Below are 15166 nucleotides of genomic sequence, written 5' to 3' on the forward strand. Positions count from 1 at the left end.
CCTAGTCCTTCAGCAACTGGGCGGCGTCATTGCCGATGGAAATACCGACCCTGGTGCCGTTTTCGAAACCACAGCCGGCGCTGCGCGAATTCTGCTGGCGCACCATGAAGACATCGCCTTCGTCCAGCCGGACATGGATATGCGTGTCGGTGCCGAAATAGACGATGTTCTCGATCGTGCCGCCGAGATCGCCACGGCCTTTGACGAGCTTCGCATGCTCTGGTCGGACCATCAGCGTTGCATTGCCGCCGGCGCGGAAGTCCACGGCGGCGGTCGCGCGGATCTTCGCCCCCGAGCGCAAGGCGACTTGCGCCTGGCCATTGCCTGCACTTTCGACCGTGCCGGTCAGGAAGTTCGTCTCGCCAATGAAGTCGGCGACGAACCGCTCCGCCGGATGGTCATAAATTTCCCAGGGCGAACCGACCTGCAGGATATTGCCCGACGACATGACGGCGATGCGGTCCGACATGGTCAGCGCCTCTTCCTGATCGTGGGTGACGAAGATGAAGGTGATGCCGGTTTCGTGCTGCAGCCGCTTCAGCTCGATCTGCATTTCCTTGCGCAGCTTGTAGTCCAGCGCCGACAGCGGCTCGTCGAGCAGCAGCACTTTCGGCTGCGGTGCGAGCGCCCGGGCGAGCGCCACGCGCTGCTGCTGGCCGCCGGAGATCTGGCTGGTGCGCCGGTTCTTCAATTCCTGCATGTGGACGAGTTTCAGCATCGCGTCGACACGCGCAGCGATTTCGGCCTTCGGCCTACCCATCATCTTCAGGCCAAAGCCGATGTTGTCGGCAACCGTCATGTGCGGAAACAGCGCGTAGGACTGGAATACGGTGTTGACCGGCCGCTTGAACGGCGGCAGCGGCGCGATGTCCTGGCCATAGAGCAGGATCTCGCCGTCGGTCGGAAAGTCGAAGCCGGCGATCAGCCGCAGCAGCGTCGTCTTTCCGCAGCCGGATGGCCCCAGCAGCGTGAAGAATTCATTTTCGCGGATCGCGACGGAGACATTGTCGAGCGCCCTGACCGAATCCTGGCCGGTTCCCCGGAAGACCCTGGTGACGCCCTTCGCCTCAACGGCGGGCCGCATGGCTGTCAAGATATTCCCCTCTCCCTGGTGGCCATTCACCGGCTGACGCCGGCTGGCCATCCTCGACACCACGAATAACTATGACTAAACATACAGTCAATATCTTTTTGCCGACACAGTCGTGGCATCGATCCGCGATGATGCGGCCGATGCGCCGGTGAACCATCGTGATATGGTCACGGCGAGACCGTTGATGAATCGGGGCGAGTTGTGGCGTGAACCTGCAAATGGTGGCGCAGTGAACAGGCGTCCGTCGCGTCAGATCCTCGACTGCGCAGAACCCGTGCCGCTGGTCATCAGGCCGACGATCCGTATGCCTTCGTGACTACAGCGCCCTTTGTGGGCATGGGGCCCCGGCGGCATCACCGCAGCGCGACGCTGTTGGCTGAGGTCGGAAGCTCGTCTCTTCGGACTGGCGCACCAGTTGGGCAAAGAGAAGCGCGAAGCTTCCCAGCATCAGAAAGACGATGATCAGGCGTGTTACCGGCAATATGTCGGCCTCGACTGGCTAGCCCCCACGCCACCCATCCACTGCCGGCTAACATGACCGGTCCGGCTTTACGAGAGTTTAAAGCCGATCTTAACCATCACATTCGGGTAGCCTTTGACATGATGCGCGAACGGCAGGGCCGCATCCCGCCTTTTTATGCCGCCTTGCAGCCCGGGATGGGCCCTACCATTCGGGATGGTGCCGCCATCCGAGATGGCTCTCTTTGCAGACATGCCCTGCCCATGCTACCCCGGCGCTGGCGCGGCCCAGCCGCTGCCAACCGGTCGTCATTGGGGAGCCATGAGCAAAGCCGCCAGCCGCATCGCCTTCGTCTCGTCCGACACTGCTGACGCCAAGACGGCGCTGGAAAGCCTGTCGGCGCGCTATGGACAATCCTCCGTCGAGGAAGCCGAAACCGTCGTCGCCCTTGGCGGTGACGGTTTTCTGCTGCAGACCCTGCGCGACACGATGGGGACCGGCAAGAAAGTCTACGGCATGAACCGTGGCACCATCGGGTTCCTGATGAACGAGTACCGCTCCGGTGGCCTTACCGAGCGTCTCGCGGCCGCCGTTGCCGAAACGATACGCCCGCTGGAGATGCTGGCCGTGACCTCGGAAGGCGAAACGATTTCGGCGCTGGCGATCAACGAAGTGGCGCTGTGGCGGCAATCCTATCAGACGGCCAAGATACGGATCACCGTCGACGATCAGGTCCGGCTCGAGGAACTGAGCTGCGACGGCGTCATGATCGCCACGCCGGCCGGCTCCACCGCCTACAATCTTTCCGCGCATGGACCGATCCTGCCGCTCGACGCGCCACTGCTGGCATTGACCCCGGTCAGCCCGTTTCGCCCGCGCCGCTGGCGCGGCGCGCTGCTCTCCAACAAGGCGACCGTGCGCTTCGACATCCTCGAGCCGGAAAAGCGGCCGGTGAACGCCGCCGCCGACCACACGGAAGTCAAGGCGGTGACCTCGGTCACGGTCAGGGAATCGCCCACTGCGACGGCGACGTTGCTGTTCGATCCCAACCATTCCTGGAACGAACGCATTCTCGCAGAACAGTTCCGCTATTGAGCCGGCGCCGCGACCAGCACCTCGATTAAGCATCCCGATTAAGGTTACAACTTCACAATCGCGCCAATCACGGCCGTTTCTGTTGACAAATCGAGGGCTTGCTCCTAATTGCAATACCAATCTTGCAGGCGCGTGGCGCTTGCCGCGACAGATGTCGTTAGACGCCGTTGCGCTTCCCCGAACCAGCCAAAGACAACAACAATTGTCCTCAGACACCACGACCGCTCCAGAAGCGTTGACCTTTTCAGACCTCGGCCTGTCGCCGAAGGTTCTTTCCGCAGTCACCGATGCCGGCTACACGCAGCCGACGCCGATCCAGGCCGGCGCCATTCCGCACGCGCTTCTCGGCAAGGACGTGCTGGGCATTGCCCAGACCGGCACCGGCAAAACGGCATCCTTCGTGCTGCCGATGCTCACAAGACTGGAAAAGGGCCGTGCCCGCGCCCGCATGCCGCGCACGCTCATTCTAGAGCCGACACGTGAGCTTGCCGCGCAGGTCGAGGAAAACTTCGTCAAATACGGCAAGAACCACAAGCTCAACATCGCGCTGTTGATCGGCGGCGTGTCGTTCGACGAACAGGACAAGAAGCTGGAACGCGGCGCCGACGTGCTGATCGCGACGCCCGGCCGCCTGCTCGATCACCGCGAGCGCGGCAAGCTGTTGCTCAACGGCGTCGAGATCCTCGTCATCGACGAAGCGGACCGCATGCTCGACATGGGGTTCATCCCCGACATCGAGCGCATCTGCGAGATGATCCCGTTCACCAGGCAGACGCTGTTCTTCTCGGCGACGATGCCGCCGGAGATCACCAAGCTCACCGAAAAGTTCCTGCACGCGCCGGTGCGCGTCGAGGTCTCGAAGGCCGCATCGGCCGCGACCAACATCATCCAGCGCTTGGTCAAGTCCGGCTCCAAGCCATGGGACAAGCGCGAGACCTTGCGCAATTTGATCAAGGCCGAGGATGCGGAACTGAAGAACGCCATCATCTTCTGCAACCGCAAGGTCGAGGTGTCGGAGCTGTTCCGCTCGCTGCTGAAGTATGATTTCGACGCCGGTGCGCTGCATGGCGACATGGACCAGCGCGCGCGCATGCAGATGCTGGCCAATTTCCGCGACGGCAAGCTGCGCTACCTGGTTGCCTCCGACGTCGCCGCGCGCGGTCTCGACATCCCCGATGTCAGCCACGTCTTCAATTACGACGTGCCGATCCATGCCGAGGACTACGTTCACCGCATCGGCCGCACCGGACGCGCCGGGCGCTCTGGAAAATCCTTCACCATCGCGACCAAGTCGGACACCAAGTACATCGACGCCATCGAGCGGCTGATCGGCAACAAGATCGAATGGCATGACGGCGACCTGTCGACAGTGGTCGCCAGCGAAGGCGAGGACGATGCTCCGCGCCGCGGCAAGGGCGCGCCGCGCCGTGCCGGCCGCAAGGACGACGACCGCAAGGACCATGATCGCAGGGAAAAGGGCGGCGAGCGCAAACCACGCGAACGCCACGCTAGGCACGGCGAGGAAGCGGCACCGGAAACGGTGCGCGAGGATCAGCCGGGGGCCGAGGCCGCAGTCGCCGACATCGACGAACGCCGCTCGCGCAAGGAAGCGATCCGCTCGGAAAACACCGAGCGCAAATCATCCGATCGCAACGAACCGCGCGCACCGGAACGCGGCGACACGAGGCCGCAGCGCGACAGCAACCGCCCTGCCCGCCAACGCCACCAGGAAGACAACGACTCCACCGTCGGGTTCGGCGACGACATGCCGGCCTTCATGAAGATCGTCGCCAAGGTCTGATACGGCAGCGCTGCGCGTCCTTTTGGACGCGCAAAGCACGCAGCCACCTGCGAAAACGACCAGCCGGCTGGCTAAAGGTTTTTGAGTTGCAGGCGGGACGCCAACATATCCAGAAACGTGCGAAGCTTGGCGGAAGACGATCTGCCTTCTGGCCACAAGGTGTGTATCGGCACCGGCGCCGGCTCGAATTCCGTTAAAACCAACTCGAGGCGACCCTCATCCACCAGATGCCTTATCTGCCAAAGGGGTGAGTAGCCCAGGCCCAATCCGTGGATTGCGGCGGCATAGATGGGCGTCATCAAATTGGACCGAAAAGCGCCGGCGACTTTGACCGCTCGAGGCTTGCCTTCAATCTGAAACATCCATTCACCCGGACGCTCGTCAACGGTTCGAACGATGCAGCTATGCGCATTCAGTTCAAAGGGATGAGCCGGGCGGCCGCGGTGTGCAAAGTAGGAAGGTGCGCCGAATACGACGCGCCGCAATGCGCCCAGGCGTTTCGCTTGCAAGCTGGAATCCGGCAGATTGCCGATTCGTATCGCCAGATCGAGGCCCTCGGCACCGAGATCGACAAATCCATCGGAAAGCTGGAGGTCAACCTCGACCCGAGGATAGGTCCGCATGTAATCGGCGATGACAGGCACGAGGAAATCCGGACCGAACAGAACTGGTGCGCCCACACGCAGGATGCCTGACGGCTCCGATCGCTGGTTGGCCGCTTGCAGTCGGGCTTCATTTATTTCCTCGATGGCTGGTTTGATGCGGTGGAAAAGGGCCGCTCCGGCTTCGCTCGGTGTCGAGCGGCGTGTTGTTCTGTGGACGAGTTCGACCCCGACGGAGTCTTCCAGTGTCGCCAAGGACCGGCTGATTGACTGCAGTGAGCGGTTCAGTCGGCGTGCGGCAGCCGTCAGACTTCCGAGTTCGATGACTGCGATGAAAGCTTCAAAATCATCTATCCGGCTCATGAACTCTCCCGAAAATCGGTAGAAACTATCGCAATACCGGACAATTGTAACGCGGTTCGCGACATTTTATTTTCCTGCAAGAAAGTCCCGAAAGGACGGCTTGATGGAAGGAAATGTCATGCGAGCACCCAATCCAACCGTCCTGGTTGTTGGCGCCACAGGCCGATTTGCCGGACTTGTCGTGCCTGAGCTTGTCCGCCGCAATGTCAGTGTTCGAGCGCTTGTTCGCGACCATCCCGCGAACATCGAAAAGGCCGGGAAGCTCGGAGTATCCGAGGTTGTAACTGGAGATTTGCGCAGCCATCGGAGTCTGGAAAGCGCTGTCGAAGGCGTCGACGGCGTCTTTCACATCGGGCCGGCTTTTGCCCCCGATGAAGCCGCGATGGGTGTTGCCATGGTTGAAGCGGCGAGCCGGGCGGGTGTTCGAAAATTCGTTTTCTCGTCGGTGATCCAGCCCACCAATACGAGGCTGGAAAACCACGCGAGCAAGGTGCCGGTCGAAGCTGCTCTCTATTCGACTGATATGGAATACACCATTCTGCACCCTGCCAATTTCATGCAGAACATCGGAGCGGCTTGGCCGTCCATTGTCGAGCGTGGCATCTTCTCGGAACCGTTTCCAAAGACAGCAAAGGTGGCGCGTGTCGACTACCGCGATGTCGCCGAAGTGGCTGCGATCGCCTTGACAGAAACGCGACTGTCCTATGCGACGCTGGAACTTTGCGCCGGCATGCACAGCCGCGACGAGATCGTTTCAATGATGGGTGAGGAACTTGGCCGCCCGATCTCCGCTGGCGAGCCGACATTTGCGGAATGGGCAGCAAAAGCCCGTCTTCCCTACAGCGACCACCAGATGCAATTGCTGGCCAAGGTATTTGACCACTACGCTCAATATGGTGTCGGCGGAAATAGCCTGACGTTGCGTGCCGCCCTTGGGCGCGAGCCACGCTCTTTACAAAGCTTCATTCGCGAACTGGCCATGCGAACGGCACAGGCCGCTTGATCGCACTCACAACGGGTCCACTCACATTTTCTAGACCAGGAGATTTTCATGGCACGCGACAGGGTTTTGAAATTGAGAAAACTACCGCCTTCCTACAGCACGGTGGTGATGCCGTTCGTTCTTTCGATCCTCATGTCCTGCATTGTCTCGGCGGTTTCGACGGCAATCGGCACGGGCTGGGCGAGCGGTTTCGTGGCGACCTGGTCGTATGCATGGGGAGCATCATGGCTTGTCGCGTTTCCGAGCCTGCTGATTGTCCTTCCGATCGTGCGGCGGATCGTTGCAGTGATCGTCGATCAGCCAGCCCGGTCCTAGGGCCACGTTCTATCCGCGTGTGTTTTTAATCTCAGGGTGGGCTCGATTCCGCTCGCACCGCTGCAAGTTAATTTGCGGATCACGGTACCCACCAGACAGGAGCAATCATTCGGGAAGCGGCGGCGGTGTGTCACTCAAGGTCCGCAGGTAAGCGATGACGTCTGCTCGCTGCTTCTCGTCCTGCAGGCCCGGGAAAATCATATCTGTTCCAGGCAAAGTGAGTGCGGGGTTTGAGATAAAAAAATTCAGTTCCTCGAAGGTCCAATCGCCACCAGCGTCCTTTAAACTTGACGAATACTCGACATCGCCTTGCGAAGCCTTACGCCGCCCTACGATGCCCCACAGATTGGCCTTTTTGGAAATCTTGACCCCCGGCGCTGCAAGATGACAAACCCCGCACGTTCTGCCGAAAATTTCTTTGCCCGATTCAGCGTTTGCCGATGCAAGTCGTGCCGAAATCGGCGCAAGGGCCGGTCGTCCGGCGCCATGACTGCGCAAGTAGGCCACGACGTCCTCGTGACCACTGAGCTTGGCCAAATGTATGGGCGGATTTCCATTCGATGTCAGTGCGTTGACTTCTGCCCCGGCGTCCACAAGATGAATGACGCACTGAAGGCAGCCATTTTCGGCAGCCACGTGCAGCGGCGTCTGCGCTTTCGCCACCTGATTTGGATCGGCCCCATTGTCGAGCAACAGCTTCACGATCTCGGCGTGCCCAGCCTTGTTGGCGGCGTAGAGTGGCGTTCTTTGCCAGCTGACGGGCAGCTTGACGTCCGCGCCACGATTGATCAGAAGTTTGGCTAACTCGACATTTCCGCCTTCGCAGGCGATGTAGAGCGCGGTAACGCCGTCAAGTTCGTCAACAGCGGCGCCTTTGTCCAAGGCGAAAGCCACTGCCGCGACGTCGCCATTCCTGACAAGATCACCTAAGCTGCTCGCCTGGGCGGGCAGTGTAAAAAGGCAAAGGACGCACGAAGCCATTGTCACCCACATGCGTCCTCGTTTGATCATTGTATCCTCCCTGAAGAGAGTTCCATGACGGGCTTGTCCTAGACAAGCTGGCGACAACGCCCGAGCCGGCGGAAGAGATTTTAAGATGCCTGGTCAATGACCGCTCGGGCCTGGCGACAGGAGCCGAAACGGGCGCTTTCGCCTTGGAAGCGCCATTTATGAGTTCACGCCAGCCTGGCTCGCCCGTTACATCGGCCCGGGCATCATCTTGGTCGGCTTTTCCAGCATCGGAAACTCGGCCTTGCTGCATTTCACGTTCGGGTTCGTCGGACTGAACATGCCGTTCGGGTTGTCGCCGAGCCAGGCATGAAGGTCGTAGTGCACGAACTCCCTCGGGATGAGCGGATAGTGCCCCTCCATCGGTCCCATGAATGTTTGGCCAAAGAGCTTCGGGGGTTCCTTGGTGTCTGGCGTCAGAGGCATCAGCCATTCCACGCCCACCAGACGCAAGCCCTTCTTGGTCGGTTCGTAGATCAGGACATTGGGGTGCATCGGGTCGAGTTTTTGGCCGATACTCGGGACATTGACGAAATGGATACCCATGGCGCCCTTCGGGTAATCCATCGCACCCGCTATCTTTTCTCCACTGTAGTAGACGCAGCCGACTGTCGACAGATAGAGGTCGCGGACGGCTGCGGTGTAGTCCTCATATTTGGCGAGTGACTTTTTCAAGGCATCGATGTCGGCCTTGTTGGCGTCCTCGGCCCGAGCCGTAGCGACGCCCAACCATGCGCTTGCGAGACCTGTTAAAATGAGGACGCCGCAGCGCCCGAGGCTGGCTGTTCTTGGCATGCATTCCTCCCAGATTTTCTGATCTGGCCGTGCAAGACCGAGGCGGAAAAAATGCTGATTGCGCGGCCAGTTGTACCGCCTCATCCCCTCCGGAACAGCAACGATGCTATTCCCTTCCATGGCTGCGGGAAAGCAATTATTTTAGCGATAGCTAATTCTACGGTGCGCCAATCTGAAGAGCATCGACATCAGTTCAAACAAAAACGGCCCCATGTGGGGCCGTTTCGCATTCGCTTGCCGAACAGATCAGGTGAGCGGCGAGAGCTGGATCTCGACGCGGCGGTTCTGAGCGCGGCCTTCGGCCGTGGCGTTGGATGCGACCGGGCGCGTCTTGCCGAAACCGGTGACGGCGAAGCGGCGCTGATCGACGCCCTGACCGGACAGATAGTTGGCGACCGCCAGAGCGCGGCGCTGCGACAGATCGAAATTATGCTGCTCGCCGCCGGTCGAATCGGTATGACCGAAAACGTCGACCGTGGTCTGCTTGAACTTCTTCAGCACCAGCGCGACCGAGTTCAGCACCTGGTAGAAGCCAGGCTTCACCGCGTCCTGATCGACGTTGAAGGTGATGTCGGATGGCATGTTGAGGATGATCTGGTCACCGCTGCGGGTGACGCTGACACCGGTACCCTCAAGCTGTCGGCGCAGTTCGGCCTCGTTCTGGTCCATTGTGGCGCCGATGGCGCCACCGGCGAGCGCGCCGATGCCGGCACCAATCAGCGCGTTGCGGCGGTCATTGCCGCCGGCAAGCAGGCCAAGACTGGCACCTGCCAGAGCACCGAGGCCTGCTCCGGCCGCCGTATTGGAAATCTTCTGGTCGCCTGTATACGGATCAGTGGTGGTGCAGGCGCTCACGAGCACAGCCGTCGCCACGACGACGAGCACAGTCTTTTTCATAGATGGTCCCTCTCCAAGTCACGCCTTGCGGTGGCGCCAAATCAGCCCTTCCGGCGACTTGTACCATGAATTGCGGCGAAAAGCGGAACGGCAAAAGCACCGCCCATGGCTTTTCCCGGGGACCATGCCCCGGCGAACGCGCCGCATCGCCGCGCTGGGATGACCAGAACCAGGCTACCAGAGATTCTTGCCGTCGATGACCACCACTTCGACCTTGTCTAGATCGAAATCATCGAACAGCCGCGAGTTGACGCTGATCTTGGGATTATCGAAATCCGGCTCGCCGGTCGACCAATCCGGTGTTTCCGTGAAGGTGCCGCAGCCGCAGGTGGCGCAAAACCCATGCTTTACGGTTTTCGATCCCCATTGGTAGAAAGAAACGTTCTCTATCGGACTGGTGAGCTTGAATTGCGATGGAATGTAGTAGGCCCAGAGCGAGCCGCGTTTCGAGCAGAACGAACAGGTGCATTGCGTCACCGTCTGCGGTGCCTGCGAAACCTCGAACGTCGTCGCCTTGCAATGACAGCTTGCCTTGATGGTCATCAGCGAATTCCTCTCCATTGCCCGTCGCCTGTGAGGCAAGGCAACATAAAGAAGTGCTCCTGACAACCATCCGTCAGCAGGCTTGCCCGCCGAGAAAAAGTGTCGACCGCCGACGCCCTCGTCAGTAAGAGCGCGGCGGCACGAACAGGCAGATTGTCTTGCCGGCGTCGAGACCGGCCTGATGCGCGCACCAGTGGAACTCACCATCCGGGCTGTCCTTGACGCGCTTGTCGCTCATGGGAACAACCTCACCCGTGCCGGCGATGACATAGCCCTCGGGTTTTTCCAACACTTCGCCGGTATGAGCCGTACGACAATCATAGTTGGCGCAGCATGCGAATGGGTAACTCCAGCCTAGTGGCTTTGCCGCTGTCGGTGTGGCGTCATGCGCAAAGGCAGGTGCCGTCAGCATTGCGATTGCGCCAATTGCGAACAGGGAAAACAAGAGTCGGCCGACCGGTTCAGCGGCATGGGCCGATCTGGATGTGGCAGCAGACATGGAAGCGTTCCTTTCAAACGAGCATCAAGCACTTTGCTTGCCCGTTCCCGGAACGTGTCTTCCCAGCGGCCAGATCGTCAGCTTGCAGATATGCCGCGCCCGGCCATAAATGCTTTTTGTCTCCCCTCGATGCCGTGATGGTGAGCGCAAATGTGAGTCGGCGCAAGAAATTGCTGCGTTCACGAGTGCCGCGGCGCATGCCAACCAACCATCCGCTACCGACCGCTGAAATCAACTTCCCGGCAAACAGGTGTCGAATAAACGGGATTGGTGCGGTGTGGTTCCAGCCTATGGCTGGTTGGCGATCACATGCTCTTGATATTGAGGCAGGCCGTCGGCGATGTTGAACCAGCTGGCCTTCGAGCCGACGAAGATGTGCGCGGTCGGGCGGATGGCCGGATCGTCGACAAGTGTTCCCATGGCGACATGGACGAAAGCGCCCTCGCGGACGAGCGAATAGAGCAATGAGCCGCACCGGCCGCAATGCGCGTCATGGCCGCTTTCGTCGCCGAAGATCAGGAGCTTGTCATGCCCTGCGGTGAGAGCAAACTTCTCGCGCTCGATACCGGCGAAAGGCTTGAAGGCCGAACCGGTGGTGCGGCGGCAGTTCGAGCAATGGCAATTCGCGGCATAGATGAATTCGTCCGCGACTTCGTAGTGAACCGCGCCGCAAAAGCACTTTCCGGTGAGCCTGCTAGTCACTCTCTCCTCCGTCGTGTGGTGCGCAGGGTATGTTCAGATTCAGGTCAGGCCGAGTCGAAAATGGTGGGTTCCGAGAACCGGAGCGGACATTCGGGTCCGTGAGCACCGGAAACGCAGGTATCAGCCATTTGCAGGCCGGCCTCACCTGAATATGGACATATCCTAGTCCAGGTCCGCCACGGCTTCACCCGCACCACCTTCGATGCGCTGCGACAACGAGGCTTCCATGAAATCGTCGAGGTCGCCATCGAGTACGCTCGACGGGCTGGTGCTCTCGACGCCGGTGCGAAGATCCTTCACCAGCTGGTAGGGCTGCAGCACATAGGAGCGGATCTGGTGACCCCAGCCGATATCGCTCTTCGACGCTTCGGTGGCGTTCGCAACCGCCTCGCGCTTCTTCAGCTCTTCCTCGTAGAGGCGCGAGCGCAGCATCTCCCAAGCCTTGGCCTTGTTCTTGTGCTGTGAACGTTCGGCCTGGCAGGCGACAGCGATGCCGGTCGCAAGGTGGGTGATACGCACCGCCGAATCGGTGGTGTTGACGTGCTGGCCGCCGGAGCCGGACGAGCGATAGGTGTCGATGCGGACATCGGATTCGGAAACGTCGATCTCGATCGTGTCGTCGATGACCGGATAGACCCAGACGCTGGCGAAGGACGTATGGCGGCGCGCATTGCTGTCATAGGGCGAAATACGCACTAGGCGATGAACGCCGGATTCCGTCTTCATCCAGCCATAGGCATTATGGCCCTTGATCATCAAGGTGGCGGACTTGATGCCGGCCTCCTCGCCATCATGCACTTCCAGGATCTCGACCTTGAAGCGGCGCCGCTCGGCCCAGCGCGTGTACATGCGCAGCAGCATCGAGGCCCAATCCTGGCTTTCGGTGCCGCCGGCGCCGGCATGGATTTCGAGATAGGTGTCGTTAGCGTCGGCTTCGCCCGACAGCAGCGTCTCGACCTGACGGGCCTTCGCTTCGCCCTGCATCGAGCGGATCGCGGCTTCGGCTTCGGCAATGACGCCCTCGTCGCGTTCTTCCTCGCCGAGTTCGATCAGGCCGATATTGTCTTCCAGCGCCTGTGTCAGGCCTTTCACCGAGGCGATGCCTTCTTCGAGGCCCTGGCGTTCGCGCATCAGCTTCTGCGCTTCCAGCGGCTCGTTCCAGAGGCTGGCGTCCTCGGCGCGCACATTGAGGTATTCAAGCCGCTTTATGGCCTGATCCCAGTCAAAGATGCCTCCTCAGCAGGGTGATCGCCTGCCTGATCTCGTCGACAATATTCTGCGTTTCCGCGCGCATGGCTGGCTGTTCTGTCCTGTTTGCTGAATTGGTCGGCGATACATAGGGAGGCGGCCGCCGGCTGTAAAGCAAAATGGGCCGGCGCAAGGCCAGCCCATCCGCTCCTGAAAATCGTCAGTAGAGGCCGCCGCCGCCGGACTGGATGGCTTGATTGGCCTGCGGCGACAGCGCGCCACCGGTGGCATTGGAGCCGTCGGCGCCCATGCCGATCACCCAATAGCTGTCGGCGGGACCGGTACCCGGCTTGAAGGCCTCGATGATGGTGCCGGGATCGCCCGACGCGGCACGCATGCCGGTCTTGCGATTGATGGCGACCAGGTTCATGCCGTCCGGAACCTTGAAGTCGACATTGGGCGTGCCGTCCAGCGCCACCCGCATGAAGTCCTTGAAGATAGGTGCCGCGAGACCGCCGCCGGTGGCGCCATGGCCAAGCCCGCGCGGGGTGTCGTAGCCCATGTAGAGACCGACGACGAGATTGGGCGTGTAACCGATGAACCAGGCATCCTTTTCGTCGTTCGTCGTTCCGGTCTTGCCGGCAATATGGCGGCCCAGTTCGCCGATGGTGGCGCCGGTGCCGCGCTGCACGACACCTTCCATCATCGAGGTGATCTGATAGGCGGTCATCGGATCGAGCACCTGCTCGGAATTGTCGACCAGTTCCGGCTCAGGCTGGTTCTGCCATTCGGGCGCATTGCAGCCCTGGCAGCCACGTTCGTCCTGCTTGAACACGGTCTTGCCGTAGCGGTCCTGGATGCGGTCGATCAGCGATGGTTTGATCGACTTGCCGCCATTGGCCATGATCGAATAGGCCGACACCATACGCATCACGGTGGTTTCACCGGAGCCCAGCGCCATCGGCAGATACGGCGCCAGATGGTCGTAGACGCCAAAGCGTTCGGCATATTCGACGACCAGCTTCATGCCCATGTCGTTGGCAAGCCGCACCGTCATCAGGTTGCGCGACTTCTCGATGCCGGAGCGCAGGGTTGCCGGACCAGCGACGGTGCCGTCGTAGTTCTTCGGCGTCCAGGTCGTGTTGCCGCTCTGGATGGTGATCGGCCCATCCATGATCACCGAGGCCGGCGTATAGCCATTGTCGAGAGCCGCCGAATAGACGATCGGCTTGAACGAGGAACCCGGCTGGCGCATGGCTTGCGTCGCGCGGTTGAATTCGGACTGCGCGTAGGAGAAGCCGCCGACCATGGCCAGCACGCGGCCGGTATGCGGATCCATGGCGATCAGGCCGCCCTCAACCTCTGGAACCTGGCGCAGGCTGTAGGCGCCATCGGAGCCATCGTTCTTCTGCACGAAGATGACGTCGCCCGGCTTCAACACCTCCGCCGGCGACTTGGCCTTGACGGTCTTGCCGCCGACCACATGGCGCATGGCAAAACCCATGTCCTCCTTGCTGACGGTGCCTTCGACGCGTTCCTTGACGATTTCGCCCGATGCCTGGCGCGCGGGCTGCAGACCTATCGACAGGCCGGTCGCCGAACTGTCGAGCACGACGGCCAGCGACCATTCGGGAACGTCCTCCAGCCCTTTGACGGCGCCCAGCGGCACGCCCCAGTCGCCCGACACGTCGATGGATTTCACCGGCCCACGATAACCGCGCAGGGTGTCGTATTTCATCAACCCGTTCTGCATCGACTTGCGGGCAATGAGCTGGATCTTCGGGTCGAGTGTGGTGCGGACGGAAAGGCCGCCTTCGTAAAGCGCATTCTCGCCGTAACGGGCGATGATCTGGCGGCGCACCTCTTCGGTGAAGTACTCGCCGGCAAACAGATAGTTGCCGTTGCGGCGCGGGGTCACGCCCAGCGGCTCGGCCTTCGCCTTGTTGCCTTCCTCACGCGTGACGTAGCCATTCTCGACCATCTGGTCGATGACCCAGTTGCGGCGCTCCAGCGCGCGATCGGCATGCTTGAAGGGGTGGTAGTTGTTCGGCCCCTTCGGCAGGGAGGCCAGATAGGCGGCCTCGGCCACGCTCAGCTCGTTGACCGACTTGTCGAAATAGGTCAGCGCCGCGCCGGCGACGCCATAGGCGCCGAAGCCGAAGAAGATTTCGTTAAGATAGAGCTCGAGAATACGGTCCTTGGGATAGGCCTGCTCGATGCGGAAGGCGAGGATCATCTCCTTGATCTTGCGCTCGTAGGTCTGGTCCGAGGACAACAGGAAGTTCTTCGCCACCTGCTGGGTGATCGTCGAAGCGCCTACCTGACGCCTGCCCGAGCCGAGATTCTGCAGGTTGACGATGATGGCGCGGCCGAGGCCGGTCACGTCGATGCCGGGGTGGTTGTAGAAGTTCTTGTCTTCCGCCGACAGGAAGGCCGCCTTGACGCGGTCCGGTATGGCCTGGATCGGCAGATACAGGCGCCGTTCGCGCGCATATTCGGCCATCAACGCGCCATCCGATGAATGGATGCGGGTGGTCACCGGCGGCTCGTATTTAGCCAGCACCTCGTAGTCGGGCAGATCCTTCGACAAATGGCCTATGTAGATCGCAACGCCCGCCGCGACCAGAAGGGCCAGCGTCGTGCCGATGCCGAAAAAATAGCCAATGAGACGAATCATACCCGCTCCAGTCCTTGGTTCGGGAATTTCCTAAACGAAGCCGCCTTTCGCGCAAGCTTTCGAGCCGGTCCCAATCCGTAATCGAAGACCCTTGTCGCCACCATGTGGACAAAATACGGCAATGC

Annotated in this window: 14 protein-coding genes; 4 read left to right on the forward strand and 10 right to left on the reverse strand. The window is 60.8% G+C overall.

The genetic code is table 11. From position 1 onward, the window contains the following. Position 1 precedes the first annotated feature (1 nt). Positions 2–1084: an ABC transporter ATP-binding protein gene (locus NKI38_RS21580; RefSeq protein WP_352660528.1), complete on the reverse strand. Its 1083-nt coding sequence runs from the start codon at positions 1082–1084 to the stop codon at positions 2–4. A 790-nt stretch (positions 1085–1874) separates the two neighbouring features. On the opposite strand from NKI38_RS21580, the gene NKI38_RS21585 reads away from it, so the two are divergent. Together NKI38_RS21585 and NKI38_RS21590 are read left to right on the forward strand one after the other, a co-directional pair. After that, complete coding sequence (locus tag NKI38_RS21585; RefSeq protein WP_352660397.1) at positions 1875–2648, forward strand: NAD kinase; 774 nt, start codon at positions 1875–1877, stop codon at positions 2646–2648. A gap of 202 nt (positions 2649–2850) precedes the next feature. Further along, complete coding sequence (locus tag NKI38_RS21590; protein WP_352660400.1) at positions 2851–4449, forward strand: DEAD/DEAH box helicase; 1599 nt, start codon at positions 2851–2853, stop codon at positions 4447–4449. 71 nt (positions 4450–4520) lie between these two features. Here NKI38_RS21590 and NKI38_RS21595 read toward each other — a convergent pair whose 3' ends face one another. Further along, entirely contained in the window at positions 4521–5414 is an 894-nt protein-coding gene (locus NKI38_RS21595) for a LysR family transcriptional regulator (RefSeq protein WP_352660403.1), read from the reverse strand. A 118-nt stretch (positions 5415–5532) separates the two neighbouring features. On the opposite strand from NKI38_RS21595, the gene NKI38_RS21600 reads away from it, so the two are divergent. Together NKI38_RS21600 and NKI38_RS21605 are read left to right on the forward strand one after the other, a co-directional pair. Next, the gene (locus tag NKI38_RS21600; protein ID WP_352660406.1) at positions 5533–6417 is read left to right on the forward strand and encodes an NmrA/HSCARG family protein; all 885 of its coding nucleotides are present in this window, start codon (positions 5533–5535) and stop codon (positions 6415–6417) included. Positions 6418–6465: 48 nt separating this feature from the next. Continuing rightward, positions 6466–6732 (forward strand): DUF2798 domain-containing protein, encoded by a 267-nt coding sequence (locus tag NKI38_RS21605; RefSeq protein ID WP_352660409.1) that lies wholly within the window; start codon positions 6466–6468, stop codon positions 6730–6732. Positions 6733–6837: 105 nt separating this feature from the next. Here NKI38_RS21605 and NKI38_RS21610 read toward each other — a convergent pair whose 3' ends face one another. The 8 genes from NKI38_RS21610 to NKI38_RS21645 form a co-directional block, all read right to left on the reverse strand. Then, on the reverse strand, positions 6838–7743 hold the full coding sequence (locus NKI38_RS21610) for an ankyrin repeat domain-containing protein (protein ID WP_352660412.1): 906 nt from the start codon (positions 7741–7743) through the stop codon (positions 6838–6840). Between the two features lie 186 nt (positions 7744–7929). Then, on the reverse strand, positions 7930–8535 hold the full coding sequence (locus tag NKI38_RS21615) for a hypothetical protein (protein WP_352633469.1): 606 nt from the start codon (positions 8533–8535) through the stop codon (positions 7930–7932). 246 nt (positions 8536–8781) lie between these two features. Then, on the reverse strand, positions 8782–9432 hold the full coding sequence (locus NKI38_RS21620) for a YiaD family glycine zipper/OmpA-like lipoprotein (RefSeq protein WP_352633471.1): 651 nt from the start codon (positions 9430–9432) through the stop codon (positions 8782–8784). Positions 9433–9606: 174 nt separating this feature from the next. Beyond that, positions 9607–9975, reverse strand: a complete 369-nt coding sequence (locus NKI38_RS21625) for a GFA family protein (protein WP_352633473.1) — start codon at positions 9973–9975, stop codon at positions 9607–9609. A 121-nt stretch (positions 9976–10096) separates the two neighbouring features. Continuing rightward, positions 10097–10474 (reverse strand): hypothetical protein, encoded by a 378-nt coding sequence (locus NKI38_RS21630; RefSeq protein WP_352633475.1) that lies wholly within the window; start codon positions 10472–10474, stop codon positions 10097–10099. 288 nt (positions 10475–10762) lie between these two features. Further along, positions 10763–11176, reverse strand: a complete 414-nt coding sequence (locus NKI38_RS21635) for a GFA family protein (protein WP_352660415.1) — start codon at positions 11174–11176, stop codon at positions 10763–10765. A gap of 162 nt (positions 11177–11338) precedes the next feature. Beyond that, positions 11339–12470 (reverse strand): peptide chain release factor 2 gene (gene prfB / locus NKI38_RS21640; RefSeq protein ID WP_352660418.1). Its coding sequence is split into 2 segments (ribosomal slippage): positions 11339–12403 and positions 12405–12470, totalling 1131 coding nucleotides; the frame shifts between segments, so codons are not numbered across the junction. Between the two features lie 114 nt (positions 12471–12584). Next, a complete protein-coding gene (locus NKI38_RS21645; protein WP_352660421.1) occupies positions 12585–15041 on the reverse strand; it encodes a penicillin-binding protein 1A in 2457 nt (818 codons plus the stop codon). Between the last annotated feature and the right edge of the window lie 125 nt (positions 15042–15166).

Source organism: Mesorhizobium sp. M0621 (assembly GCF_040320745.1).
Taxonomy (GTDB): domain Bacteria; phylum Pseudomonadota; class Alphaproteobacteria; order Rhizobiales; family Rhizobiaceae; genus Mesorhizobium.

Bases quoted from the DNA above. Each gene is read 5' to 3' on its own strand.
- NKI38_RS21580 (WP_352660528.1), bottom strand. From the start codon at position 1,084: ATGCGGCCCGCCGTTGAGGCGAAGGGCGTCACCAGGGTCTTCCGGGGA.
- NKI38_RS21585 (WP_352660397.1), top strand. From the start codon at position 1,875: ATGAGCAAAGCCGCCAGCCGCATCGCCTTCGTCTCGTCCGACACTGCT.
- NKI38_RS21595 (WP_352660403.1), bottom strand. From the start codon at position 5,414: ATGAGCCGGATAGATGATTTTGAAGCTTTCATCGCAGTCATCGAACTC.
- NKI38_RS21600 (WP_352660406.1), top strand. From the start codon at position 5,533: ATGCGAGCACCCAATCCAACCGTCCTGGTTGTTGGCGCCACAGGCCGA.
- NKI38_RS21605 (WP_352660409.1), top strand. From the start codon at position 6,466: ATGGCACGCGACAGGGTTTTGAAATTGAGAAAACTACCGCCTTCCTAC.
- NKI38_RS21610 (WP_352660412.1), bottom strand. From the start codon at position 7,743: ATGATCAAACGAGGACGCATGTGGGTGACAATGGCTTCGTGCGTCCTT.
- NKI38_RS21615 (WP_352633469.1), bottom strand. From the start codon at position 8,535: ATGCCAAGAACAGCCAGCCTCGGGCGCTGCGGCGTCCTCATTTTAACA.
- NKI38_RS21620 (WP_352633471.1), bottom strand. From the start codon at position 9,432: ATGAAAAAGACTGTGCTCGTCGTCGTGGCGACGGCTGTGCTCGTGAGC.
- NKI38_RS21625 (WP_352633473.1), bottom strand. From the start codon at position 9,975: ATGACCATCAAGGCAAGCTGTCATTGCAAGGCGACGACGTTCGAGGTT.
- NKI38_RS21630 (WP_352633475.1), bottom strand. From the start codon at position 10,474: ATGTCTGCTGCCACATCCAGATCGGCCCATGCCGCTGAACCGGTCGGC.
- NKI38_RS21645 (WP_352660421.1), bottom strand. From the start codon at position 15,041: ATGATTCGTCTCATTGGCTATTTTTTCGGCATCGGCACGACGCTGGCC.